The organism is Allobosea sp. CS1GBMeth4 (assembly GCF_900185715.1).
Lineage (GTDB): Bacteria > Pseudomonadota > Alphaproteobacteria > Rhizobiales > Beijerinckiaceae > Allobosea.
The window spans coordinates 332330-354630 of the sequence record NZ_FYAS01000025.1 but is presented as its reverse complement, the minus strand read 5'-3'; the positions used below and the strand labels follow the sequence as shown (position 1 = coordinate 354630).

General features: G+C 68.9%; 23 protein-coding genes. 11 read left to right on the top strand and 12 right to left on the bottom strand.

The genetic code is table 11. From position 1 onward, the window contains the following. Position 1: 1 nt before the first annotated feature. Complete coding sequence (locus CS1GBM4_RS15475) at positions 2 to 1039, bottom strand: L-idonate 5-dehydrogenase (RefSeq protein ID WP_186419615.1); 1038 nt, start codon at positions 1037 to 1039, stop codon at positions 2 to 4. Between the two features lie 128 nt (positions 1040 to 1167). Here CS1GBM4_RS15475 and CS1GBM4_RS15470 point away from each other — a divergent pair, with 128 nt between their 5' ends. Then, the gene (locus CS1GBM4_RS15470; protein WP_186419614.1) at positions 1168 to 1935 is read left to right on the top strand and encodes a glucose 1-dehydrogenase; all 768 of its coding nucleotides are present in this window, start codon (positions 1168 to 1170) and stop codon (positions 1933 to 1935) included. A 119-nt stretch (positions 1936 to 2054) separates the two neighbouring features. Here CS1GBM4_RS15470 and CS1GBM4_RS15465 read toward each other — a convergent pair whose 3' ends face one another. Next, complete coding sequence (locus CS1GBM4_RS15465; RefSeq protein ID WP_186419613.1) at positions 2055 to 2798, bottom strand: haloacid dehalogenase type II; 744 nt, start codon at positions 2796 to 2798, stop codon at positions 2055 to 2057. A 209-nt stretch (positions 2799 to 3007) separates the two neighbouring features. Here CS1GBM4_RS15465 and gpmI point away from each other — a divergent pair, with 209 nt between their 5' ends. Further along, positions 3008 to 4522, top strand: a complete 1515-nt coding sequence (gpmI, locus tag CS1GBM4_RS15460) for a 2,3-bisphosphoglycerate-independent phosphoglycerate mutase (RefSeq protein ID WP_186419612.1) — start codon at positions 3008 to 3010, stop codon at positions 4520 to 4522. A gap of 9 nt (positions 4523 to 4531) precedes the next feature. Here the strand turns inward: gpmI and CS1GBM4_RS15455 are convergent, their stop codons facing one another. After that, positions 4532 to 5452: a LysR family transcriptional regulator gene (locus CS1GBM4_RS15455; protein WP_186419611.1), complete on the bottom strand. Its 921-nt coding sequence runs from the start codon at positions 5450 to 5452 to the stop codon at positions 4532 to 4534. A 92-nt stretch (positions 5453 to 5544) separates the two neighbouring features. Between CS1GBM4_RS15455 and CS1GBM4_RS15450 the strand changes: the two genes are divergently transcribed. The 4 genes from CS1GBM4_RS15450 to CS1GBM4_RS15435 all read left to right on the top strand — a co-directional run bounded on the left by CS1GBM4_RS15450 (position 5545) and on the right by CS1GBM4_RS15435 (position 8245). Next, the gene (locus CS1GBM4_RS15450) at positions 5545 to 6339 is read left to right on the top strand and encodes an NAD(P)H-dependent oxidoreductase (RefSeq protein ID WP_186419610.1); all 795 of its coding nucleotides are present in this window, start codon (positions 5545 to 5547) and stop codon (positions 6337 to 6339) included. Between the two features lie 58 nt (positions 6340 to 6397). Beyond that, positions 6398 to 6613, top strand: coding sequence for a hypothetical protein (locus CS1GBM4_RS15445; protein WP_186419609.1), 216 nt, complete (start codon positions 6398 to 6400; stop codon positions 6611 to 6613). 385 nt (positions 6614 to 6998) lie between these two features. Continuing rightward, a complete protein-coding gene (locus CS1GBM4_RS15440) occupies positions 6999 to 7562 on the top strand; it encodes a TetR/AcrR family transcriptional regulator (protein ID WP_186419608.1) in 564 nt (187 codons plus the stop codon). Between the two features lie 68 nt (positions 7563 to 7630). Beyond that, positions 7631 to 8245, top strand: coding sequence for a GNAT family N-acetyltransferase (locus CS1GBM4_RS15435; RefSeq protein WP_186419607.1), 615 nt, complete (start codon positions 7631 to 7633; stop codon positions 8243 to 8245). Positions 8246 to 8255: 10 nt separating this feature from the next. Here CS1GBM4_RS15435 and fliJ read toward each other — a convergent pair whose 3' ends face one another. Further along, complete coding sequence (fliJ, locus tag CS1GBM4_RS15430; protein WP_186419606.1) at positions 8256 to 8660, bottom strand: flagellar export protein FliJ; 405 nt, start codon at positions 8658 to 8660, stop codon at positions 8256 to 8258. A gap of 346 nt (positions 8661 to 9006) precedes the next feature. Here fliJ and CS1GBM4_RS15425 point away from each other — a divergent pair, with 346 nt between their 5' ends. Both CS1GBM4_RS15425 and CS1GBM4_RS15420 read left to right on the top strand, forming a co-directional pair. Next, positions 9007 to 10209: an MFS transporter gene (locus CS1GBM4_RS15425; RefSeq protein WP_186419605.1), complete on the top strand. Its 1203-nt coding sequence runs from the start codon at positions 9007 to 9009 to the stop codon at positions 10207 to 10209. A 111-nt stretch (positions 10210 to 10320) separates the two neighbouring features. After that, the gene (locus tag CS1GBM4_RS15420) at positions 10321 to 10893 is read left to right on the top strand and encodes a TlpA disulfide reductase family protein (RefSeq protein WP_186419604.1); all 573 of its coding nucleotides are present in this window, start codon (positions 10321 to 10323) and stop codon (positions 10891 to 10893) included. Between the two features lie 6 nt (positions 10894 to 10899). Here CS1GBM4_RS15420 and fliI read toward each other — a convergent pair whose 3' ends face one another. Then, positions 10900 to 12240: a flagellar protein export ATPase FliI gene (gene fliI, locus CS1GBM4_RS15415; RefSeq protein WP_186419603.1), complete on the bottom strand. Its 1341-nt coding sequence runs from the start codon at positions 12238 to 12240 to the stop codon at positions 10900 to 10902. A 341-nt stretch (positions 12241 to 12581) separates the two neighbouring features. On the opposite strand from fliI, the gene CS1GBM4_RS15410 reads away from it, so the two are divergent. Beyond that, positions 12582 to 13283: a response regulator transcription factor CtrA gene (locus CS1GBM4_RS15410; protein WP_137879925.1), complete on the top strand. Its 702-nt coding sequence runs from the start codon at positions 12582 to 12584 to the stop codon at positions 13281 to 13283. 250 nt (positions 13284 to 13533) lie between these two features. Here CS1GBM4_RS15410 and CS1GBM4_RS15405 read toward each other — a convergent pair whose 3' ends face one another. From CS1GBM4_RS15405 to CS1GBM4_RS15380, 6 genes are all read right to left on the bottom strand, one after another. Next, a complete protein-coding gene (locus tag CS1GBM4_RS15405; protein ID WP_186419602.1) occupies positions 13534 to 14433 on the bottom strand; it encodes a protein-glutamate O-methyltransferase CheR in 900 nt (299 codons plus the stop codon). After that, positions 14430 to 15494 carry a chemotaxis-specific protein-glutamate methyltransferase CheB gene (gene cheB / locus CS1GBM4_RS15400; RefSeq protein WP_244607245.1) on the bottom strand — a complete coding sequence of 355 codons (1065 nt, stop codon included), beginning with the start codon at positions 15492 to 15494 and terminating at the stop codon, positions 14430 to 14432. The genes CS1GBM4_RS15405 and cheB overlap by 4 nt, the downstream gene beginning before the upstream one ends. Before the next feature lie 100 nt (positions 15495 to 15594). After that, positions 15595 to 15960: a response regulator gene (locus CS1GBM4_RS15395; RefSeq protein ID WP_186419600.1), complete on the bottom strand. Its 366-nt coding sequence runs from the start codon at positions 15958 to 15960 to the stop codon at positions 15595 to 15597. A gap of 25 nt (positions 15961 to 15985) precedes the next feature. Next, positions 15986 to 16486: a chemotaxis protein CheW gene (locus CS1GBM4_RS15390; protein ID WP_186419599.1), complete on the bottom strand. Its 501-nt coding sequence runs from the start codon at positions 16484 to 16486 to the stop codon at positions 15986 to 15988. Further along, positions 16483 to 19083, bottom strand: coding sequence for a chemotaxis protein CheW (locus tag CS1GBM4_RS15385; protein ID WP_186419598.1), 2601 nt, complete (start codon positions 19081 to 19083; stop codon positions 16483 to 16485). Before CS1GBM4_RS15385 ends, CS1GBM4_RS15390 begins: the two co-directional genes overlap by 4 nt. 122 nt (positions 19084 to 19205) lie before the next feature. After that, on the bottom strand, positions 19206 to 19844 hold the full coding sequence (locus CS1GBM4_RS15380) for a histidine phosphotransferase family protein (RefSeq protein WP_186419597.1): 639 nt from the start codon (positions 19842 to 19844) through the stop codon (positions 19206 to 19208). Positions 19845 to 20118: 274 nt separating this feature from the next. On the opposite strand from CS1GBM4_RS15380, the gene CS1GBM4_RS15375 reads away from it, so the two are divergent. Further along, complete coding sequence (locus tag CS1GBM4_RS15375) at positions 20119 to 20961, top strand: inositol monophosphatase family protein (RefSeq protein WP_186419596.1); 843 nt, start codon at positions 20119 to 20121, stop codon at positions 20959 to 20961. 39 nt (positions 20962 to 21000) lie between these two features. Here CS1GBM4_RS15375 and CS1GBM4_RS15370 read toward each other — a convergent pair whose 3' ends face one another. Next, complete coding sequence (locus CS1GBM4_RS15370) at positions 21001 to 21519, bottom strand: YHS domain-containing (seleno)protein (protein ID WP_244607244.1); 519 nt, start codon at positions 21517 to 21519, stop codon at positions 21001 to 21003. A gap of 184 nt (positions 21520 to 21703) precedes the next feature. Between CS1GBM4_RS15370 and CS1GBM4_RS15365 the strand changes: the two genes are divergently transcribed. After that, on the top strand, positions 21704 to 22276 hold the full coding sequence (locus tag CS1GBM4_RS15365; protein WP_244607243.1) for a DUF1134 domain-containing protein: 573 nt from the start codon (positions 21704 to 21706) through the stop codon (positions 22274 to 22276). Positions 22277 to 22301 lie beyond the last annotated feature (25 nt).

Below are 22301 nucleotides of genomic sequence, written 5' to 3'. Positions count from 1 at the left end.
CTCAGCCGAACGCCAGCTGCACCTTCATCGCCCGCGATTTGTCGGCGGCGAGGTCGAAGGCCTCGACGGCGCGTTCGACCGGGATCGAGGCGGTGAGCAGCGGCGAGAGATCGATGCGCCCGGAGGCGATCAGGGCGACCGCCCAGTCGAACTCTTCATGGAAGCGGAAGGAGCCGCGCAGGTCGAATTCCTTGGCGACGACGACGTTCATCGGAATGGTGAAGTTGCCGCCGACGCCGATCTGGACGATGACCGCGCCGGGGCGCAGCGCGTCGAAGGCGCCGGTCAGCGCGTGCTGGTTGCCCGAGCATTCGAACATCACGTCGAAGGCGCCCTTTTCCGCACCGTAATCGGCCTTGAGCCGCTCCGGCTGCGCCATGACGTTGATCGTGGTCGTCGCGCCCATCTCGAGCGCGGTCGGCAGCGGGCCGTCGACGACGTCGGTGACGACGATCTCGGACGCGCCGGCGGCGCGGGCGGCGACGACGGTCAGCACGCCGATCGGGCCGGAGCCGGTGACGAGGACACGCTTGCCGAGGAGGGCGCCGGCGCGCTTGACCGCATGCAGGCAGACGGCGAGCGGCTCGGCGAAGGCGGCCTGGGCGGCGCCGACATGGGCAGGGAGCTTCACCGCCTGACGCTCCTCGATCACCAGCACCTCGCGGAAGCCGCCCTGGACATGGGGGAAGCGCATGGCGCTGCCGTAGAACAGCATGTCCATGCAGTGTTGCTGCTGGCCGGCCTGGCAATAACGGCAGCGTCCGCAGGCGCGGCTCGGATTGACCGCGACGAGATCGCCCGGCGCGACGCGGCTGACCTCGCCGCCGACCGCCTCGACGACGCCGGCGATCTCATGGCCGAGGATCATCGGCTCGCGCACCCGGATCGTGCCGAAGCCGCCATGGAGATAATAGTGCAGGTCGGAGCCGCAGATGCCGCCGGCCTTGATCGCGACCTTGACGTCGAGCGGGCCGAGCTCCGGCACGGCGGCGTCCTCGACGCGCAGATCCTTCTCGGCATGGATCACGACGGCGCGCATGGTGGTCTCCTGAGGGGCGGCGCCATGCGGCTGGGGCAGGCGCGCGGTTGTCTAATCGTTTTAAAGCGCTTACCGAAGCCTGGACGCGCTCACAAGCCGCAAATCAGGCCGTGGACCGGGAGGATAGGATGTCGCTCACTCTGTTCAAGCTCGACGGGCGCATCGCCCTGGTCACCGGCTCCGGCCAGGGCATCGGGCTCGCCATCGCCGAAGGGCTCGCCGCGGCCGGCGCCCATGTCGTGCTGAACGGGCGCGACGCCGGCAAGCTCGAAACGGCGCGCGGCGCCATCGCCGCCGCCGGGCACAAGGTCTCGGTCGCCGCCTTCGACGTCACCGACCAGAAGGCGGTCGAGACGGGCGTCGCCCGAATCGAGGCGGAGATCGGCCCGATCGACATCCTCGTCAACAATGCCGGCACGCAGAAGCGCGGCGCCTTCGTCGACTTCCCGGCCGAGGACTGGCACTTCCTGATGGCGACCAACCTGCACTCGGTGTTCTACGTCACCCAGGCGGTGGCGAAGCGCATGGCGCCGCGCGGGCGCGGCAAGATCGTCAATATCGGCTCGGTGATGAGCAAGCTCGGCCGGCCGACCATCGTGCCCTACACGGCCTCGAAGGGCGCGGTCAGCCTGATGACGCAGGGGCTCGCCGCCGAGCTCGGCAAGCACAACATCCAGGTGAACGCGATCGGCCCCGGCTATTTCGTCACCGAACTGAACAAGGCCCTGCTCGCCGACGAGACCTTCTCCAACTGGGTGAAGAGCCGGACGCCGGCCGGGCGCTGGGGCGAGACGAAGGAGCTCGCCGGAGCCGCGATCTTCCTGTCCTCCGAAGCCTCCGACTATGTCAGCGGCCATCTGCTGATGGTCGATGGCGGCCTCACCGCGGTGGTGTGACGCAATCAGCGTCATGCTCGGGCTTGATCCGAGCATCTCAGGCCGGAGCAGGCTCTGAATGCAGCCTTCTCGTCATGAGATTCCCGGGTCTGCGCTTCGCTTCGCCCGGGAATGACGGCCTAGCGCCTTGCTGCTACGTAAGGCGCGAGCTCGCTCAGGGACGAGATCGTCAGGTCGGCGTTCTCGCCGAGCTGCTCCTCCTGCATGCGCAGCGCCTTGAACAGGCTCTTCGGGCCGATCACCGCCGCGCCGGCCAATTCGTCGCGCAGCGCCTGCGACGTCACCCGCTCGATGCGCGCCACGGTCATGCCGTAGACCCTGGCGCCGGCGATGTCGAAGCCGTTGGAGGAGACGAACAGGATCTCGTCGCGGGACAGGCCGAGGCGCTCCTCGACGAGGCGATAGCCACGCGGATCGGGCTTGTAGGTCCCGATCTCGTCGACGCTGATCACCGTCTCCAGCAGCGCGTCGATGCCGGCCTGGCGGGTGAGATTGGTCAGCATCGCCGGGCTGCCGTTGGAGAAGATCGCGAGGCGTGTCGGCTTCAGCTCCCGCAGCGCCGCCAGCGCCTCCGGATAGAGCGCCAGCGCGTCATAGGCCGCGGCGACGCGGGCGAGCAGCTCGGGCGTGGCCGCGAGGCCGAGCGTCTTCAGGGTGAAGTCGAGCGAGGCCTTGGTCACGCTCCAGAAATCCTCGTAGCGCCCCATCAGCGCCCGCAGCCAGGTGTATTCGAGCTGCTTCAGGCGCCAGATCTGGGTGATGGTCTCGCCATGGCCGGGAAAGGCGGCGTCGGTGACGCCCGCGACGGACTGCACGTCGAACAAGGTCCCGTAGGCATCGAAGACGACGGCTCTGATCGGCATGACGTTTCCTTCCATCAGTCACATGATCATCCCGGGCGACCGGAGGGAGACCCGGGATCCATGCTTGACCCGTTCGGGAATGGATCCCGGATCGGCGCGGCTTCGCGGCTCGTCCGGGATGACCGGGGCCCGGATGATAGCGCTCGCCTTGGCGGCGCGGAGCGTGATATCCGCACAAGCAGTTTTTCGCAGACGCACAGGATACGCGAATGTCCAGCCGGCCCGTCATGCTGATGATCCTCGATGGTTGGGGCTGGCGCGACGACAAGGCGAACAACGCCGTCCTGCTGGCGAAGACGCCGAATTTCGATCGGCTCTGGACCTCGTCCCCGCACGCCTTCCTGCGCACCTCCGGGCTCGATGTCGGTCTGCCCGAGGGGCAGATGGGCAATTCCGAGGTCGGCCACCTCAATCTGGGCGCCGGCCGCGTCGTGATGCAGGACCTGCCGCGCATCAACCAGGCGATCGCGGACGGCACGCTGAAGCGCGCGCTGGACGAAAGCGGACTGATCGGCAAGCTCAGGGCCAGCGGCGGCACCTGCCATATCCTCGGCCTGGTCTCGCCCGGCGGCGTCCATGCCCACCAGGACCACGCAGTGGCGCTGGCGAAGCTCGTCGCCGCGGCCGGCATCCCCGCCGTGATCCATATCTTCACCGACGGGCGCGACACGCCGCCGAAATCCGCCGCGGACTACGTCGCGGCGCTGGAGGCGGCGCTGCCGGCGCAGGTCAAGGTCGCGACAGTGAGCGGCCGCTACTACGCCATGGATCGCGACAATCGCTGGGAGCGCGTCGCGCTCGCCTGGAAGGCGCTGGCGCTCGGCGAGGGCGAGCGCATGCCGAGCGCCGGCTCGGCGATCGAGGCGGCCTATGCCGCCAACATCAGCGACGAGTTCATCAGGCCGGCGGTGATCGGCGATTATCGCGGCATGGCGGATGGCGACGGGCTGCTGAGCTTCAATTTCCGCGCCGATCGCATCCGCGAGATCCTGGCGCCGCTGCTGTTTCCGGAGTTCGGCGGCTTCGCGCGGCCGCGGATGCCGAAGCTCGCTGCGGCCGTCGGGATGACCTCCTACAGCTCCGAACTCGATCCGCTCATGCCGGCGCTGTTCGCGCCGCAGAGCCTCGCCAACGGCCTCGGCGAGACCGTGTCGAAGGCGGGCCTCCGGCAGATCCGCTTCGCCGAGACGGAGAAGTATCCGCACGTCACCTATTTCTTCAATGGCGGCCGCGAGGAGCCTTTCCCGGGCGAGGAGCGCAGCCTGACGCCCTCGCCGAAGGTCGCGACCTATGATCTCCAGCCGGAGATGTCGGCGCCCGAGCTGACCGGGAAGGTGGTCGCCGCGGTCGAGAGCGGGCAATACGATCTCTTCGTGCTGAACTTCGCCAATCCGGACATGGTCGGCCATACCGGTGTGCTGTCGGCGGCGATCAAGGCGGTCGAGACGGTCGATGCCAGCCTCGGCCGGATCGCCGAGGCGATCCTCGCCAAGGGCGGGGCCCTGCTGGTCACCGCCGATCACGGCAATGCCGAGCTGATGGTCGATCCCGTCACCGGCAACCCGCATACCGCGCACACGACTTTCCCCGTGCCGGTCATGCTGATCGGCGGCGAGGCGAAGGCGCTGGCCGAGGGGCGCCTCGCCGATGTCGCGCCGACCCTGCTCGCGCTGCTCGGGCTGCAGCAGCCGGCCGAGATGACCGGCCAGTCGCTGCTGCGCTGAGCGGAACGATCAGGCCTGCGCCATGCCAGGGAGCCTCGCGATCTCGGTCGCCAGGAAGTCGATCAGCAGGCGCACGCGGGCGACTGCCGCCCGCTCCGGCACGATCAGCATGCTGAGTGGCACGCTCGGCAAGGTGTAGCCGGTCAGGATCGGCTCCAATTGGCCTGAGGCGAGCAGGTCGTCGACCAGCCAGCGATGAGCGGGCGCGATGCCGCGGCCGGCGAGCAGGGCCTCGCGCACGGCCAAGCCGTGATCGACCCGCAGCCGCCCGTCGAAGGGGACGCTGTAGGTCTCGCCGGCCCTGCCTTCGAAGGCGAGCATGGCGCTGCCGGCGACGTTCGTCATGCGGATGCCCTGATGCCTGGCGAGATCGTCCGGCGAGGTCGGAGAGCCATGCCGGGCCAGATAATGCGGCGCGGCGACGAACAATCGGTGCGATCGGCCGAGCGGGCGCAGGCGCATACTGCTGTCGGCGAGCGGGCCGAGGCGGATGGCGATGTCGACGCCCTCGCGGACGAGGTCGACGCGCTCGTCGCTGAGACTGAGGTCGACATCGATCCGTGGGTGCCGATCCTGAAAGGCGAAGATCAGCCGCGTGACATGCAGCAGGCCGAAAGAGGCTGTGCAGGAGAGACGCACCGTGCCGGCAGGGGCGTCGCGCGTGCTGCGGGCCTCGTCGCCGGCCTGCTCGACGAGGCGCAGGATCGCGAGGCAGTTCTGATAGTAGCGGGCACCTTCCTCGGTCAGCGTCACGCGGCGGGTGGTGCGGCTGAGCAGAGCGATGCCGAGCGCCTGCTCGAGCTCGGCGAGATGCCGCGTCACCGAGGACTGGCCGAGGCCGAGTTCGCGCGCAACTGCCGACAGGCTGCCGCGCTCGGCGACGCGGACGAAACTGCGCATGCGCTCCAGGGTGATGTCAGATTTATCCATAAAACGGCATAATTATATCCATTGCGCCGTTGTAGTGTAGAGACGGCGCAGTGCCTAGCTGGAAAGCCTCATCCTCTCGGAAAGGCTTCGCCATGAAGGTTCTCCTTGTTTTCGCCCATCCCGAACGCCATTCGCTCAACGGCGCGCTGCGCGACGTCGCCGTCGCCGAGCTCGAGGCCCAGGGCCATGAGGTCCGCGTCAGCGACCTCTACGCCGAAGGCTGGAAGTCTGAAGTCGATCGCGCGGATTTCCCGAACTGGCCGCAGGCTGAAGCCCTGCGCATCAACGCGGCCTCGAAGAAGGCTTTCGAGGCGGACAATCTCACGGCCGACGTCAAAGCCGAGATCGAGAAGCTGCTCTGGGCCGATGTACTGATTCTGCAGTTCCCGCTGTGGTGGTACACGATGCCGGCGATCCTGAAGGGCTGGGTCGACCGGGTCTTCGCCTACGGCTTTGCCTATGGAGTCGGCGAGCACAGCGACAAACGCTGGGGCGACCGCTTCGGCGAGGGCACGCTCGCCGGCAAACGCGCCATGCTGATCGTCACGACTGGCGGCTGGGAGGAGCACTACTCCGCCCGAGGCATCAACGGTCCCATGGACGACCTGCTGTTTCCGATCAACCACGGCATCCTCTACTATCCCGGCTACGACGTGCTGCCGCCTTTCGTGGTCTACCGGGTCGACCGGTTCCACCAGACGGATTTCGAGAGCGTGGCTGAGCGGTTGCGCGCACGTATGCGCACGCTGGCGACCACCGGACCGATCCCCTACCGCCGTCAGAACTTCGGCGACTATCTTATCCCGGCGATGACGCTTCGCCCCGAACTGGGCGAGCCGGGAGCCAGCGGCTTTGCGCTCCACGTCGATACGCACGCAGCCGAGTAGCCCCGCCGCCGGAACCGGAACGGCCTGTGGCGGTTCTCCTGAACGAGAGGGCCGCCCCATGCCGAACAAGCACGACGATCATCTGACCGACACGCCCGCCGCCTTTGCGACTGCGCCGCGGCCCGGCCAACCGGGAGCGCAGGAGCAGCGGCGCGCGGGGCCGAATCCGCGCTCCGCCCACCCGACCGGGCCGCATGCGCCCTATGAGGCCGACGATCCTGAAGGTCTGGCCGCCGGCAAGCACCAGAGGCGCGACGACGCCGGTGAGCACTGAGCGGATCGAGGTGGCGGGCGCCATCACCCCGCCGAGTCGCGCGCGCCGGCCCTTACGCAGGTAGATCAGCCGATCGCAGGCAGAACAGGGCGGTGCGGCAGCGCGAAAACCGGCGAGCGGGCCAGCACAATGCGAAAGCAAACAATCGTTTGGTATAATATTCGTGCGATCATCCTGGCATTTCAACTTGAGCCGCAAGGCCGTCGCCTTGATCCCCCGCGCAAGGGAAAGTAGTGACGGCAATCATGCACTTCCGGATTGGTGCATGGTCGACTCGGGGGGCGGGTCGTGGCGGATGCCGGGGACGGGCGGATCCAGGATGAGAGCGCGGAATGGGAAGAGGCCGGCGGCGGCCGTCGCGGTGGGTACGGCAAAGCAAAGGACGATGCGGGATGAGATCCTCGACGCTGCCGCGGGGCTCATCGTGAGCGAGGGGTATGATGCCTGCACGATGCGCGCGGTGGCGGCGCTCGTCGACATGAAGGCAGGCAGCCTCTACTACCATTTCAGGTCGAAGGACGAGATCGTCGAGGAGATTCTGAATCAGGGAATCGAGACGCTCTATGTCTGCGTGGCCGAGGCGCTGCAGCGGGTGCCGGAAGACGCCTCGTTCGCGCACCGGCTTTCGACCGCGGTGGGGACGCACGTCGCCAGCCTGGTCGGCAAGGACCAGACCTACATGCATGTCTACGAGCACCTGCCGCCCGTCATCCGGCGCCGCAGCCGCAGGATGCGCGAGCGATATGCGCGGCTCTGGCACGATCTGTTCGCGGACGGGATCGCGCGCGGGGAGGTGGACGGCATCCACGATCTGCAGCTGCTGGTGCCGTATTTCCTCGGTGGGCTGAACCGGGTGCCGGAATGGATCCGGGCCAGCGGCGCCGGCAGCGAGCGGATCGCGCAACTCGCCACGACGGCCCTTCTCGACGGGATCAGCGTCAGGCAATAGTGCAGACGGGATCGGCTCCGAGGCGTCGCGTCGCCGATCCGATTCAGCCTGCCACCTCCGCCGGACCAATGCCCGAGACCATCGCCATCAGCCTGAACGGCACCACCGACCTGCCGGCCGGCAAGATCGCCGCGGTCGTGACCTCGCTCGAGATGCTGCGCCCGCCGGAGCGGCGTGCCGACCCGCCCGGGGTCGAGGGGTTCTGCCTGGAGGAGATCGGCCGTGCGGATGTGGCGCGCTATCTTTCGGTCTATCGACTGCTCGGGGAGCGCTGGATGTGGTTCAGCCGGCTGGTCAAGCCGGTCGAAGAGCTCCAGGCGATCCTGTCGGATCCCGCGGTCGAGTTCTTCGCGGTCCGCTTCGCGGAACGGGACATCGGCCTGCTCGAACTGGATTTCAGGCAGGCGGGTGAGTGCGAACTCGTCTTCTTCGGCCTGGAGGAGAGCGTGGTCGGGAAGGGGGCGGGGCGCTGGCTGATGAACCGGGCGCTCGAGCGGGCCTGGGCGCGTCCGATCGGGCGCTTCTGGGTGCACACCTGCACGCTCGACCATCAGGGGGCGGTCGAGTTCTACCAGCGCTCGGGCTTCACGGCGTTCAAGCGCGGGGTCGAGGTGGCGGACGATCCGCGGCTGTGCGGGGCGATGCCGCGCAGCGCCGTCCCGCATCACCCGGTGATCGACTAGCCGCAAATCGTCAGGCGCGCGAGCGCAGCCCGATCGAATCCATCATCGCCTGATCGCGGGCGGCCTCGGCTGCGCGTTCGGAGGCGCGCTCGCGGTCTTCGAGGATCTCGACCTTCTTCATGTCCTCGAAGGCGTCCTGCAGCTCGGCCTTGGCCTCGTCGAGCTGCCCCTGCAGGTTCTCGGCCGACTGGCGCAGGTTGTCACGGCGGCCGAGCGCCGCCTTCGCATAGGTCGGATAGGCGAAATGGGCTGGATCGGAGATGCCGGCGCGGGCTTCCTCGTTCTGGATCTCGCGGTCGAGATCGGCCGCCATCCGGTTGAATTCCGCGATCATCATCTCAATCTGGCTCACCCGGCGGCGCTTCTCGTCCACCTGGAAGCGTTTGAGACGCAAAAGGGTCTCTCGCGACTTCATGTCGTGCCCAACTCCTGATTACGCCCGGAGCCCGTCCCCTCCGCCTGCGCTGCAAGCCGGCCGGCCAGACGGTCTCCAACTTCAGTCCGGAGACGGATCACCGCTCGGGTTGGACCAACCCGATCGGACCCGGCTCTGGCGATGAGCCGACCCCTCGGCCCGCCGCCGCAACCCTCGCGAGACGAAAAGCACAATGGCGCAAGGAGGTTGACCGTTCCTTACCGGGATCGCTCGCATTGGATGCATGCAACGGGTGCGTTCCGGCCCCTGCCGAGCGAGCGCGGCCCGCGCTAGCCTGAAGCGAGACAAAACAAGGGACGCGCGAGCCGGCGCGCCGGAAACGCTCTTGCCTGCCCTGCGCCGCCTTCCCGAACACAGCCTGCTGCTCAGCGGGCTCGCCCTGACGCGCATCATCGGCTGGGGCTCGATCTATTATTCGCCCTCGGTCCTGGCGGGCTATCTCGCGCGCGAGATCGGGCTCGGTCCGACGGTCATCTTCGGCGGGATCACGATCCTGCTGGTGATCGGGGCGGTGATCGCGCCCATGCTCGGGCGCCATCTCGACCGGCGCGGCACGCGGCTCGCCATGGCGCTGGGGGCGGTGATTTCGGGGCTGGGGCTCGCGCTGCTGGCGCTGGCACAGGGACCGGTCGGCTATCTCTCGACCTGGCTGGTGATCGGCGTCGGCCATGCGATGCAGCTCGCGAACACCGGCAACGTCACGGTGGCGCAGCTGATGGGAGAGCGCACCCGCCGCGTGATCGGGTTGATGATGCTGGTGACGGGCCTCGCCTCCAGCGTGTTCTGGCCGCTCACCGCCTGGCTCAGCGCCGATTACGGCTGGCGCGCCTGCCTCTTCGTGTTCGCGGCGATCCAGTTCGTCGTCGTGCTGCCGATCCATCTCGCCATCCCGGCCTATCGCGCCAGGCCGCTGGCGGATCCCGGACCGCCGGCGGCGCCCGCCGAGGAGCAGGGCAGGGTCCCGCCCGGCGAGCGGCGGGCGATGTTCTGGCTGCTGGCGCTGAGCTTCTCGGCGAGCGGGCTCGTGTCCTGGGGGCTGCCGCTGCACATCATCGGCCTGATGCAGGGGGCGGGGATCGCGGGTGCGAGCGCGGTGGCCATCGCCTCCCTCAGCGGCCCCGCGACGCTGGTGGCGCGGGCGGTCGACGCGCTGGCGGGCGAACGTCTCCCGGTCGAACGCGTCGCTCTCGCGGGGCTCGCGCTCGGGCCGTCGGCCTGCCTGCTGATGGCGCTGGCGCCGGGATCGAGCGCGATCGCGATGGCTTTCGTGATGCTGTTCAGTGCGGCGATGGGCGTCATCGCCGTCGCCCGGGCGACACTGCCGCTGGCGCTGTTCGGCCGCAGCGGCTTCGGTGCGATGCTCGGCCGCCTGACCGTGCCGCAGAACCTGACCTTCGCCGCGGCGCCGCTGCTGTTCGCGCTGATGGTGGAGCGGCTCGGCGCCTCCGGCACGCTGATCGTGTCGGCTGCGATCCAGAGCATGGCCCTGCTCGCGATGGCCGTGCTGGTCCGGCGGCTGCGGGGCTGAGGCGGTTCGGAAACGACACGGTCGGCTGCATCACTGACGCGATCGTGCATTGGGGCGCCGCCCGGACGGGCCTATCACGCCGCCTCCCGAGGGCAAGCGAGCGCCTGACCGATGCGATCCTCTCCACTGACCCGCCGCCTCGCCTTGCAGGCCACGCTCGGATTGCTCGCGAGGCCGGGGCTGGCCGAGGCCCGGCTGCCGCCGTTCCGGACGGCGCGCTATCAGTTCGTCGAACTCGACCCGGTCGAGCCGATGGCGCCGCTCGCCCTGCTGGGGCTCGACGGCAGGCCGGCCGTCGCCCGGCCGGCACCGGCCCGGGTCAGCCTGGTCTATGTCTGGGCGACCTGGTGCCCGGTCTGCCGGATCGCCCTGCCGCGTTTCGAGCGGCAGCTCGCCGGCTTCAGGACGAGGGGCGTCGAGATTCTGACGGTCAGCACCGACGATCGCGAGCCTGCCCATGTCAGGGATTATCTCCGGAGGCTGAGCGTCGGCCGGCTCCCGGTCTTCCATGACCGCGCCGGCAAGGTTCTCGCCGCGTCGCGGCAGCCGCTGTCGACGGCGGAGGGATTGCCGGTGACCTATCTCGCCGACCGGCGCGGCGGCGTGCGGGGCTACATGCTCGGGGAGGCCGACTGGACCTCGACGGAGGGGCTCGCCTTGCTCGACCATGTCGGCCGGCTGTGAGGCCGCTCACATCCCCATGATCCGGGCGAGCCGGGCATAGCCGTCGGCGAGGCTGGTCGATTCGTCCTTGGCCTGTTTCAGGAAGGCCTCGAGCTCGGGATTGAGCCGGATCGCCTCGTCGACTTCGGCGGAAGCGCCCTGGCGATAGGCGCCGAGCCGAATCAGCTCCTCCATGTCGGCATAGGTCGCAAGCGCGGCGCGCGCCTTCTGGACGACAGGATAATAGAGCGGGTCGCAGGAGCGCGGCATGGTGCGCGACACCGACTTCAGGATGTTGACCGCCGGGTAGCGGCCGCGCTCGGCGATGCTGCGTTCCATGACGATATGGCCGTCGAGGATGCCGCGCACCGCGTCGGCGACCGGCTCGTCATGATCGCCGCCGTCGACCAGGACGGTGAAGAGGCCGGTGATCGCGCCGTCGCCCGTGCCGGGGCCGGCGCGTTCGAGCAGGCGCGGCAGTTCGGCGAAGACGGTCGGGGTGTAGCCCTTGGTCGTCGGCGGCTCGCCGGCGGCGAGGCCGATCTCGCGCATCGCCATGGCGAAACGGGTGACCGAGTCCATCAGGCACATCACCTGCCGACCCTGGTCGCGGAAGAACTCGGCGAGGGTCAGCGTCGTCAGCGCCGCCTGCTTGCGCATCAGCGCCGGCTCGTCCGAGGTCGCGACCACGACGATCGAGCGGGCGAGGCCGTCCGGCCCGAGATCGTCCTGCAGGAACTCCTGGACCTCGCGGCCGCGCTCGCCGACGAGGCCGATGATGTTGACGTCTGCGCGGGCATAGCGCGCCAGCATCGACAGCAGCACCGATTTGCCGACGCCGGAGCCGGCGAAGATGCCCATGCGCTGGCCGAGGCAGCAGGTCAGGAAGGTGTTGAGGGCACGCACGCCGAGATCGAGCGGCGGGCCGACGCGCCGGCGGGCATGGGCCGGCGGCGGGTCGTTGCGGAAGGGGATGGTGTGCTCGCCCTGCGGCAAGGGCGGGCCGCCGTCGACGGGGCGGCCGAGCGCATCGACGACGCGGCCGAGCCAGGACGCGGTCGGGCGCAGGCCCGCGACGGCGCGGTCGACATAGGCGGGGCAGCCGCGGCGGACGCCGTCGAGACCGCCATAGGGCATGACCAGCGCTTTCTCGCCGGAAAAGCCGATGACCTCGCAGGGAACGCGGACGCCGGAGGCGATCTCGATGCCGACCCGGCCGCCGAGGCTCATCGCCGCGATCGGGCCGGACACCTCGACCAGCAGACCGCGCACCGCGGTGACCCGACCATAGACGGAGGTCGCCTCGAGCTCGCCGATCATCGTGGCGAGTGTGGATAACCGGTCCTGGCCTGCCGAAGCGCCGCTCATGGTCCCTGCCGTTTACCTTCCATTAAGCGGAGTGATTAACACTGCGTTTCGAAGCCGCGCCGGAGCGCCGGGTGATTTTCGCCTGATTCTTCGATGCGAGCTTACGCGAAAGGTGCTTTCGCGGCTGAAGCTCGGATGATCCGTGTCAAATTCGACTCACCTCGACAAGGATCGTCAACCTTTCGCCAAGAAGCGCTTGCGCCCGGGAATCAGGGTTTGTTAACCATTTCCCCGTAGCGTGTCGCGTGGCGTTTCATCGGGCAAGCGTTCGTCCCCAGGACCATGAGGGTTCCGGGCGGTTGAACGGGATCGCTGCCTCGGGGCGAAATTGGGGACGTGACATGCGGGTTCTGCTGATCGAAGACGATAGCGCGACCGCTCAAAGCATCGAGCTGATGCTGAAGTCCGAGAGCTTCAACGTCTACACGACCGATCTGGGCGAAGAGGGCGTCGATCTCGGCAAGCTCTACGACTACGACATCATCCTGCTCGACCTGAACCTGCCCGACATGTCGGGCTACGAGGTGCTGCGCTCGCTGCGCGTCGCCAAGGTCAAGACGCCGATCCTGATCCTCTCCGGGCTCGCCGGCATCGAGGACAAGGTGAAGGGTCTCGGCTTCGGCGCCGACGACTACCTGACCAAGCCGTTCCACAAGGACGAGCTCGTCGCCCGCATCCACGCCATCGTGCGCCGCTCGAAGGGCCATGCCCAGTCGGTGATCACGACCGGCGACCTCGTCGTCAACCTCGACACCAAGACGGTCGAGGTCGATGCTCAGCGCGTGCATCTGACCGGCAAGGAATATCAGATGCTGGAGCTGCTCTCGCTGCGCAAGGGCACGACGCTGACCAAGGAAATGTTCCTGAACCACCTCTATGGCGGCATGGACGAGCCCGAGCTGAAGATCATCGACGTCTTCATCTGCAAGCTGCGCAAGAAGCTCGCCAACGCCTCGGACGGCAAGAACTATATCGAGACGGTCTGGGGCCGCGGCTATGTGCTGCGCGAGCCGAGCGAGGCCGACGAACGCATCCCGGCCTGATCGCCGTCATCGCGGCGTCATCAGCGACGCCTAGAGCATGCTGCGAAAAAGTGGCAACGGTTTTTCGCATCGAGCATGCTCTAAACTATGAGAACCGATCACGTTTTCTGCATTTGGACGATTCCGTCCAAATGCAGCGTGATCTAGGAGTTTGATCGCCTGATCGTCGGATGTACACGACAGGCGAACGGGGACCCCGCCGCGAGGCGGGGTTTTTGTTTGCGGGTCGGGCGCGCCGGCGCCGAGGGCGTCAGGGCCGCGCCAGCTTGGCCGTCGCCGGGGCCGCCCCGCGCTCGGCCGGCGGCGCGAAGAAGCCCGGCCGCTGCGCCGGCCTGGCCTGGGAGGCGTCGCGATAGATGCCGCGATGCGCCGGGTCCGGCACCAATGTGGTGGTGATGCCGATCACGGTCTCGGCCGCGCCGAGGATGAAGGCGCCGTTCGCGGCCAGCCGCGCTGCGAGCGCGGCCATCACCCGAGCCTTGGTCGGTACGTCGAAATAGATCAGCACGTTGCGGCAGAGGATCAGCTCGAACTGGCCGAGATGGTGGTTGGGCTCGAGCAGGTTGTGCTGCCTGAACTGGACCATGTCGCGAATGCGTTCGGTCAGGCGCCATTTGTCGCCCTCCTGCCTGAAATACCGGAGCAGGAGCTGGATCGGCAGGCCGCGCTGCACCTCGAACTGGCTGTAGAGGCCGAGTTTGGCCCGTTCCAGGACATCGAGGGAGATGTCGGTGCCGAGGATCTCGATCTTCCAGCCGGCCAGCCGCTCGGCCGCCTCGTCGAGCAGCATGGCCAGCGAATAGGCCTCCTGGCCGGTCGATACCGCGGCACACCAGATGCGCAGCGTGCGGCTGTGCGCCTTGTTCGCGAGCGCCTCGGGCAGGATCACGTCGCGGACCAGGTCAAACGGCGTGCGGTCCCGGAAGAACAGCGTCTCGTTGGTCGTCATCGCCTCGACGACGGCAGCCTCCAGCTCGGAAGAGGGAATGCTGCGCAGCTGCGCGACCAGGGACGGAATGCCGGCAATGCCGCGCCTGCGGCAGAGCATGCCGAGCCGGCTCTCGACGAGATAGCGCTTCTCGGTGCTGAGGAAGAGACCGGAGCGGCGCTGCAGGAGCACGCGCAGGAAATCGAAATCGAGCTCGGTCATGCGGGGTGGGCCCCGCCGACGAGCGCCCGGATGGCGGGCCCGATGCCGCCGAGCGGCAGGACGATGCTCGCCTGTCCGGCGCGCAGCACGGAGCCCGGCATGCCCCAGATCGTGCTCGACGCCTCGTCCTGCACGATCACGGCCGCTCCGGTGCGGCGCAGGGCGGCCGCGCCGTCGGTCCCGTCGCTGCCCATGCCGGTCATGACCAGGCCGAGCGCCGCCGGGCCGAGATGTCGCGCCGCTTCGCTGAACAGCACGTCGACGGCCGGGCGGCAGAAATGCACGGGCGGGCCGTCGCTCACGCTGGCGACGATATGCCCGAGCTTGCGGTCGACACCGAGATGGCGCCCCCCCGGCGCGACATAGACCATGCCGCGGGCGAGCCGTTCGCCATCATAGGGCTCGCGGGCCGGAATGCCGAGCTGGGCGGCGATCTGATCGGCGAACGACGCCGTGAAGAGCGGCGGCATGTGCTGGACGACCAGCGTGGTCAGGCTGGCGAGGGCGTCGCCGAGATCGGCCAGCATCCTGGCGACGGCGCGTGGCCCGCCGGTCGAGGCGCCGATGAGGAGGTAGCGCGGCATCACCGAGATCAGCGGGCGCAGGTCGACGACGCCGCCCTGCGGCGCGGCCCCTGGCCCGAGGTCGGGCCCAGCCTCGCCATGGCGCTGGCGCGATTGCGCGATGCTGCCCAGCTTGTCCAGCAGCTCGCTGCGGAAATCGAGCGAGAGCGTCAGGCTGCTGCGCCGGTCCGGCTTGGGCAGGACGTCCACGGCGCCACGGCTCATGCATTGCAGCGCAAGCTGCGCGTTGCGCTCGGTCAGCGTCGTCGTCAGCAGCACGGCGGTGCCGGGGCTCTGCCTGACGATCTGCGGCAGGGCCTCGGCCCCGTCCAGGATCGGCATGTCGAGGTCGAGCACCATGATGTCGGGATGGTGGCGCCCGGCGCATTCGACGGCCGCCTCGCCGTCGCCCGCGACCCCGACCACATGGAAGCGGCCGCTCTCGCCGAGCCAGCGCGCGAACAGCCCCCGGACCACGACGGAATCGTCGGCGATCACGACCGTGCTCGGACGCGCGCCGGGCTGCCCGGCGGGGTTCGGCGCCGGGATCATCGCGAGAAGGCGGCCAGGGAGCGGGAGAGGCGCATGCCGCGCGACTTCAGAGCAGGCCGACCTGATGGAATTTCGACGCGACGATGTCCTTGTCGAAGGGCTTCATGATGTACTCGTCGGCGCCGGCATGCATGGCACGGGCGATGTGGGCGATATCGTTCTCGGTCGTGCAGAACACGACCTTGGGGCGCTTTCCGCCCGGCATCTGCCGGAGCTGCCTGAGGAAGTCGTAGCCGTCCATGATCGGCATGTTCCAGTCGAGCAGGATCGCGTCCGGCATCTCGCCCTTGCAGGCGTCGATGGCGCGGGCGCCATCCTCTGCCTCGGCGATGCGGAACTGCAGCCCCTCGAGGATGCGGCGGGCGACCTTGCGGATGACCGCGGAGTCGTCGACGACGAGGCAGTATTTCATGGCGTGGCTCCAGGCGGCGGTCGGGTCAGGCGGCGACCGGCAATTCGATGGTGAGGACAGTATCGACGTCGATCACGACGAGCAGGCGATCATCCAGGCGGTGAACGCCCTCGGCCAGGCTCGCCCAGGCGCGGTCGAGATGGATCGGGACGGCTTCGAAGGTCGCACGGCTCAGCCGCATCACCTCGCCGACGCTGTCGACGATGAGGGCGAAGGCTTCGCCGCCGAGATCGATGCCGACGGCGGTGAGCTCGCGCTCGCCGCTTCCCGCCGCGTCCGGCGCATCGGCATGCCCCATGCGCCGGCGCATGCAGACCGCGGTGACGACCCGCCCGCGCAGATTGATCAGGCCGACGATCTCCCGCGGCGCCAGCGGGACCGGCGTGATGCGCGTGGCGATGAAGACGTCCTGCACGCGCGCGATCGGCAGGCCGAACAATTGCCCGCCGACCGTGACGGTGACGTAGTCGAGCGAGTCCTCGAAGGCCGCCAGGCCGGATGCGGCGTCGTCGGTCGGTCCGGTCATGCGGCGCGCCTCAGTCTGGGCCGGCTTTCGGCCAGTTCCGCGATCAAGGCCCGCCGGTCGAACTTGGCGACGACCTCGTCGAGCTCCCCGTGTGCGGCCGCGACATGCAGCTCGGGCGTCGGCAGGCTGGCGAGCCCGACGATGCGCAGGTCCGCATGGCGGCCCTCGGCACGGAGCCGGGAGGCGAAGGCGAAAGCCGCTTCCGGATCGCGGTCGAGATCGACGACCACGGCCTTGAGCTCGGCGCTGCCCGAGGCGAGGCCCGCGCCCATCGCGATGTCCGCGGCATGGATGACCTGCAGGCCGGCGGCCTTCAGCACGGGAACGAGCATCTCGCGCAGGAACTCGGACGGCTCGATCAGCAGGACGCGCGCTGCGCCGGCATCGTCGCGGCGCAGGCGAAGCCAGTTGGGATTGGCTCTGGTCAGGTAATGGGCGACGTCGAGGATCTCCGTGGCGCGGCCGCGGATGATCGCCGAGCCGAGCAGCCCATCCTCGGGCGAGGCCAGCATCTCGACGTCGAGCACCTCGTCGACGATGTCGACGATGGCGTCCACCGCCAGCGCCATGCTGAAATCCCGCTCGGAGAAGATCACCAGCGGCTGCAGGCCGGACCGTCGCAGTTCGACGCCGTCGACGGGGACGACCGGCATCAGCCGGCCGCGATAGTTGAGCAGCATGCGTCCGCCCCCGCTCTCGAACTGCCCGGCCTCGACCTCCTCGAGCCGCGTGACCAGGGACAGGGGCACGGCCTTCAGCCGGTCCTTGCCGGTGCGGAACACCAGCATGGTGGTGCGCTCGACCGGGTGTGCGGCATCCGCGGACGCATCGGGGGCGGCCTCCTCCTGCGGCGCGGTCGCCCCGACGAGACGCGCGACGCCGTTCGGGTCGATGATCAGCACCACCGCGCCGTCGCCCAGGATGGTGTTGCCCGAGAAGAGCGGGATGTGCCGCAGCCGCGTCGACATCGGTTTGACGACAATCTCCTCGGTGTGGAACACGGATTCGACGAGGATGCCGAATTGGCGCTCGCCGACCTGCGTCACCACGATGAAGCCGTCATGGGGCGCTGCCGCGCCGGCGCCGCCCATGACGCCGGCGAGGGCGATGATCGGCAGCAGCCGCTCGCGCAGGCGCAGGACGGGCGCGCCGTTGATGTGCTCGATGCGGTGCTCGCCCGCCGCCTTGACGCGGACCAGCTCGCGCACGGCCACCTGCGGAATGGCGAAGCGCTGGCCTTCGCTCGCGACGATCAGGGCGGAGACGATCGCCAGCGTCAGCGGAATCTTGATCGTGATCGTGGTCCCGGAGCCGGCGATGCTGGTGATGTCGACCATGCCGCCGATCGCATCGACATTGACCTTGACCACATCCATGCCGACGCCGCGCCCGGAGATCGCGGTGATGGTGTCCGCGGTCGAGAATCCGGGATGGAAGATGAAGCGGAGGATCTGCGCCTCGCTCATCCGCTCGGCCTCGGCCTCCGTCACCAGCCCGCGCTGCACGGCCTTGCGCCGGATCCGGGCGACGTCCATGCCGCGCCCGTCATCGGTGATCGCGATCGTGACCGAGCCGCCCTCGTGATAGGCGGAGACCCGGATCGTGCCGGTTTCCGGCTTGCCGAGCGCCGTGCGCTCCTGCGGCTCCTCGATCGCGTGGTCGGCGCAGTTGCGGACCATGTGGATGAGGGGATCCTTGATCAGGTCGAGGATCTGGCGGTCGAGCTCGGTGTCGGCGCCTTCGAGCACCAGCTCGATCTTCTTGCCGAGGTCGGTCGAGAGATCGCGGACGATGCGCGGCAGCTTGGACCAGGCGTTGCCGATCGGCTGCATGCGCGTCTTCATCACGCCGTCCTGCAGTTCGGCGGTGATCAGGGAAAGGCGCTGCAGCGGCCCCTTCAGCCCGGCATCCTCCTGCCGGCGGGCGATCTCGAGCAGCTGGTTGCGGGTCAGCACAAGCTCCGAGACCATGGTCATCAGATGCTCGAGCGTATCGACGTTGACGCGCAGCGTCGCCGGGCCCGCGGCCCTGGCGTCACGTGCCGCGTCGCCATGCGCCTGTCCGGGCAGGTCGAGCGGGCTCGGCGCCGCACGGAAGACCAGGTCCATCTCGTCGGCCGCGCTCGCGGCGGCGTCGGCGGTCCGGGTCCCGGCCGAGCGGGCGAGATAGGCGGCGACCGGGTCGAGCGGCGGCTGCGCCTGGCGCTCGGCCAATTCCTGCCTGGCCCGATCGGCGAGTCCGCGCAGCTCGTCGATCAGCTGGGCGTCATGGCCCGGAGGCTCCTGGCCCTTCTCGGCGAGCTCGGCCATGATCTCCTTGATCCGGTCGATCGTTTCGAGGATCGCCGTGACGGCGGTCGAGGAGACGCTCGCGCCGTCGCGGAACTGGCCGATGACGGATTCGGCCGCGTGCGTCAGTGCTTCGAGTCGCGGCAGGCCGATGAAGCCGCAGGTGCCCTTGACCGTATGGACGAGCCGGAAAATGTTGCGCAGGATGTCGCCGTTGTTCGGCTCCTGCTCGAAGCGGACGAGCTCCCGATCGACCGTGTCGAGATGCTCGCCGGTCTCGCCGAGAAACTCTTGCAGCAACTCGTCCATGCACGGACCGCTCGCTCACGCCACTGATGCTGCCGCGGATATTGCTGCGTAAGGGTTTATGATCAGTTGAGAGCACGCGAAAACCACGTCGTATCGCGAGCGCTGCGCGTGCTCGGCGGCCGTCAGGCCGGTTCGGCGGCGATGCTGACCGTGTCGCCCTCGATCGCGAAGGCGATCTTCATCCCGGCGGCGCGGGCGACCATGCCGGTATAGAGCGGCTGGACCGCGTGCGCGTCGATGGCGCCGGTCTCGGAGCGCCCGGCGATGAGATCCTCGACATGGGCGGGGATGCGGGCATGCGAGCCGGTGGCGGTGATGGCGAAGCTGCCCTGCTCGCCGGCGACGGTGCAGCGGCAGGTGATCTTGCCGCCGCGCGGGATCGCCTGCGTCGCCAGCACGAGCAGGTTGAGCACCAGCTTGACCTGGTTCTTCGGCAGGAGCGCGCGCGGCGCCTCCCAGTCGAGGGAGAGCTTCTCGTCGTTGAGGAAGCCGTTGGCGACGGCGCCGGCATCCCCGAGATCGATCATCGCGCCGGCCGAGCCGGCGGCGCCGAAAGCGAGCCTGGCGAACTGCAGCCGGGCCGAGGCGTTGCGGGCGCTCTTCTTGATCAGATCGAGTGCGAACTCCTTCATCGAGGGGTCGTCCTCCTCGAGCACTTCCAGCGCGTTCACGATCGCGCCCACCGGGCTGATCACGTCATGGCAGACGCGGCTGCAGAGAAGCGCGGCCAGATCGAGCGGCTCGAGCGAGATGGCGGTCATGATCCGGTCCTGCGATCAAGAGAATCAGGGCGGTGCGCGCCCATGTCGGTGGCGCAGCATGCGCCAGGCTGGTTTGCAGCTGGTTAACCATAGCCCCCGCACGGGCCCGGTTCGCGCTGCCCAAGCGGGCATGACGGGGCAAGATGGCCGCCAGAAGGCGCGCCGGCTTTTTCTTTGACCCGGCATGGACTAGCTAAGGGGTGGATATCGCCGGAGGCGCCGCCCGGCAGTCGCATCGCAATGGCACACGGCGCCGGCGAGACGGGTTCGGAACATGGCCACCGCTCATGACGATCCGCGCCTGACCGACCGGGACGGGCTCGCACGCACGCTCGGCGAGGCGGCGCGGCGCGCGGCCGCCGTGCTGCTGGCGAAGCGGGCGGCCCGCGACGCCAGGCTCAAGGCGGATGGCACGCCGGTCTGCTCCGCCGACCTCGCCGCCGACGCCGCCGCGAAGCAGGCTCTGGCGGAGCTGCTGCCGGGCCTTCCGGTGATCAGCGAGGAGAGCGTCGAGGAAATCGCGCCGGCCGAGGTCTTCATCCTGCTCGATCCGCTCGACGGCACCCGCGAATTCCTCGCCTCCGGCGACAGCTATTGCGTCGCCATCGCGGCGATCCGCGCCGGCCGGCCGCTCGCCGGGGCGATCGCGGCGCCGGGAATCGGCCGGCTCTGGTATGGCGGCGACCGGAGCTTCGTTCAGGCGCTCGATGCCGACGTCACGCCGCACGGTGCGCCGCGGCAGGTGCATGTCAGGGCGGAGCCGGCGGACGGCCCGCGGATGCTGGTGAGCCGCTTCCACGGCGACACGGTCAGCGCCGGCGTCACGGCCGCGCTCGCGAAGGGCGACGGCGCGCCGGTGTCGTCGGCCGTGAAGTTCGGGCTGATCGCCAGCGGCGAGGCCGATCTGCATGTGCGCGGCGGCACCACGATGGAATGGGACATCGCTGCCGGCGACGCGATCCTCAGCGCGGCCGGAGGCGTCGTGCTGACCCTCGACGGCAAGGTGCCGCGCTATGGCGAGAGGGGGCGCGATTTCCGCAATCCGCCTTTCGTCGCCGCCAGCTGCGAAAGGCTGGCACGGCTCGCGATCCAAAAGGCCGAAACCTGCCGCTGCTGACTCCGCTCTCGCCGGACGCGCTCGGCGCCGCGGGGCGGCTCAGCGCGCGATCAGCGGGGCCACCACCTGCCAGCGTTCCTGGGCCCTGGACCGCAGGGCGGCTTCGGCGAGAAAGCGCCGGCGGTTCTCGTCGCTGCGGAAGAAGTAGAGCCGGGCCCCGATGACCGCGAAACGGCGCGGATCGGCGTCGATCGCGAGCCCTTCCGCGACGCCGCTGGCGTCGAAGCCGCCGAAGCGCGGCGTATACACCTCCGGAGCCTCGACGAAGGCATCGCGATTGGCGGCGCTGGCGAAGCGCCAGACCGCTCCGTCGCGGATCAGCTCGTAGTCCGACAGGCCCGGCACCGGGGCATTGTCGATGAAATAGGCGACGGGATCGAAGCCGGAGAGCGCCAGCCCGGAGTGGCGGTCGCGCAGCATGGTCTCGCCGACGCCCGGCAGATCGGGCAGGCCGGGCGGCAGGGTCGAAGCCTGGCTCAGCGCGGCCGAGAGGGGCAGGATGCAGCACAGTCCGACACCGGCGAGGGTGATCCCGGCATGCCTTGCTGCGGCCTTCATCGCCACCAATCCTTGGTCCGAGTCGCGTTGCGTCGCGTCCTGCGCCGCAGTTCACCGGTTGGATACACATCCAGCGTATCCAGGAGGTTACTGTGATCGCGCGGATTCGCGCGACATGCCGTCGACGCCGTTCCCGGCAGGAGGCCGAATGCCCAATGCCCGGCGCTTGCCTGGAGACGATGAGATGAACCTTACCCGCCGCACCCTGCTCGCCAGCGCCCTGCTGCTCGGCGCGGGCCTGGCAGCAGGTCCCGTCGCCGCCCAGCAGGGCGAGCGGTCTTTCTCGCAGAACGAGCTGGTCACTTCCGGCCACCAGTTCTTCGGCAACGTCTCGCGCGGCCTCGCCCTGACGATCGAAGAGGCGGTGCGCCGCTGGGGCGAGCCGAACGGCTATGTGCTCGGCCAGGAGGCGTCCGGCGCTTTCGTCGGCGGGCTGCGCTATGGCGAGGGCACGCTGTTCACCCGCAACGCCGGCGACCGCAAGGTGTTCTGGCAGGGGCCGTCGGTCGGCTTCGATTTCGGCGGCGACGGCGCGCGCACCATGATGCTGGTCTACAACCTGCCGAGCGTCGGCGCGCTCTATCAGCGTTTCGCCGGCGTCGACGGCTCGGTCTATTTCGTCGGGGGCTTCGGCTTCACCGCGCTGACGGCCGGGGGCGTGATGGTCGTCCCGATCCGCACCGGCGTCGGCTGGCGGCTCGGCGTCAATCTCGGCTACCTGAAATTCACGCCGGAAGCGACCTGGAACCCGTTCTGATCTGATAATCCGGTGCTGCTGGTCT

What these genes read in the sequence shown, in the direction of transcription:
- CS1GBM4_RS15440 (WP_186419608.1), top strand. Translation starts at nt 6,999, where the DNA reads ATGCGGGATGAGATCCTCGACGCTGCCGCGGGGCTCATCGTGAGCGAG.
- CS1GBM4_RS15445 (WP_186419609.1), top strand. Translation starts at nt 6,398, where the DNA reads ATGCCGAACAAGCACGACGATCATCTGACCGACACGCCCGCCGCCTTT.
- CS1GBM4_RS15365 (WP_244607243.1), top strand. Translation starts at nt 21,704, where the DNA reads ATGAACCTTACCCGCCGCACCCTGCTCGCCAGCGCCCTGCTGCTCGGC.
- CS1GBM4_RS15435 (WP_186419607.1), top strand. Translation starts at nt 7,631, where the DNA reads ATGCCCGAGACCATCGCCATCAGCCTGAACGGCACCACCGACCTGCCG.
- CS1GBM4_RS15475 (WP_186419615.1), bottom strand. Translation starts at nt 1,039, where the DNA reads ATGCGCGCCGTCGTGATCCATGCCGAGAAGGATCTGCGCGTCGAGGAC.
- fliI (WP_186419603.1), bottom strand. Translation starts at nt 12,240, where the DNA reads ATGAGCGGCGCTTCGGCAGGCCAGGACCGGTTATCCACACTCGCCACG.
- CS1GBM4_RS15375 (WP_186419596.1), top strand. Translation starts at nt 20,119, where the DNA reads ATGGCCACCGCTCATGACGATCCGCGCCTGACCGACCGGGACGGGCTC.
- CS1GBM4_RS15385 (WP_186419598.1), bottom strand. Translation starts at nt 19,083, where the DNA reads ATGGACGAGTTGCTGCAAGAGTTTCTCGGCGAGACCGGCGAGCATCTC.
- CS1GBM4_RS15470 (WP_186419614.1), top strand. Translation starts at nt 1,168, where the DNA reads ATGTCGCTCACTCTGTTCAAGCTCGACGGGCGCATCGCCCTGGTCACC.
- CS1GBM4_RS15380 (WP_186419597.1), bottom strand. Translation starts at nt 19,844, where the DNA reads ATGACCGCCATCTCGCTCGAGCCGCTCGATCTGGCCGCGCTTCTCTGC.
- CS1GBM4_RS15390 (WP_186419599.1), bottom strand. Translation starts at nt 16,486, where the DNA reads ATGACCGGACCGACCGACGACGCCGCATCCGGCCTGGCGGCCTTCGAG.
- CS1GBM4_RS15420 (WP_186419604.1), top strand. Translation starts at nt 10,321, where the DNA reads ATGCGATCCTCTCCACTGACCCGCCGCCTCGCCTTGCAGGCCACGCTC.
- CS1GBM4_RS15465 (WP_186419613.1), bottom strand. Translation starts at nt 2,798, where the DNA reads ATGCCGATCAGAGCCGTCGTCTTCGATGCCTACGGGACCTTGTTCGAC.
- CS1GBM4_RS15455 (WP_186419611.1), bottom strand. Translation starts at nt 5,452, where the DNA reads ATGGATAAATCTGACATCACCCTGGAGCGCATGCGCAGTTTCGTCCGC.
- gpmI (WP_186419612.1), top strand. Translation starts at nt 3,008, where the DNA reads ATGTCCAGCCGGCCCGTCATGCTGATGATCCTCGATGGTTGGGGCTGG.
- fliJ (WP_186419606.1), bottom strand. Translation starts at nt 8,660, where the DNA reads ATGAAGTCGCGAGAGACCCTTTTGCGTCTCAAACGCTTCCAGGTGGAC.
- CS1GBM4_RS15405 (WP_186419602.1), bottom strand. Translation starts at nt 14,433, where the DNA reads ATGACCGAGCTCGATTTCGATTTCCTGCGCGTGCTCCTGCAGCGCCGC.
- CS1GBM4_RS15450 (WP_186419610.1), top strand. Translation starts at nt 5,545, where the DNA reads ATGAAGGTTCTCCTTGTTTTCGCCCATCCCGAACGCCATTCGCTCAAC.
- CS1GBM4_RS15395 (WP_186419600.1), bottom strand. Translation starts at nt 15,960, where the DNA reads ATGAAATACTGCCTCGTCGTCGACGACTCCGCGGTCATCCGCAAGGTC.
- CS1GBM4_RS15410 (WP_137879925.1), top strand. Translation starts at nt 12,582, where the DNA reads ATGCGGGTTCTGCTGATCGAAGACGATAGCGCGACCGCTCAAAGCATC.
- CS1GBM4_RS15370 (WP_244607244.1), bottom strand. Translation starts at nt 21,519, where the DNA reads ATGAAGGCCGCAGCAAGGCATGCCGGGATCACCCTCGCCGGTGTCGGA.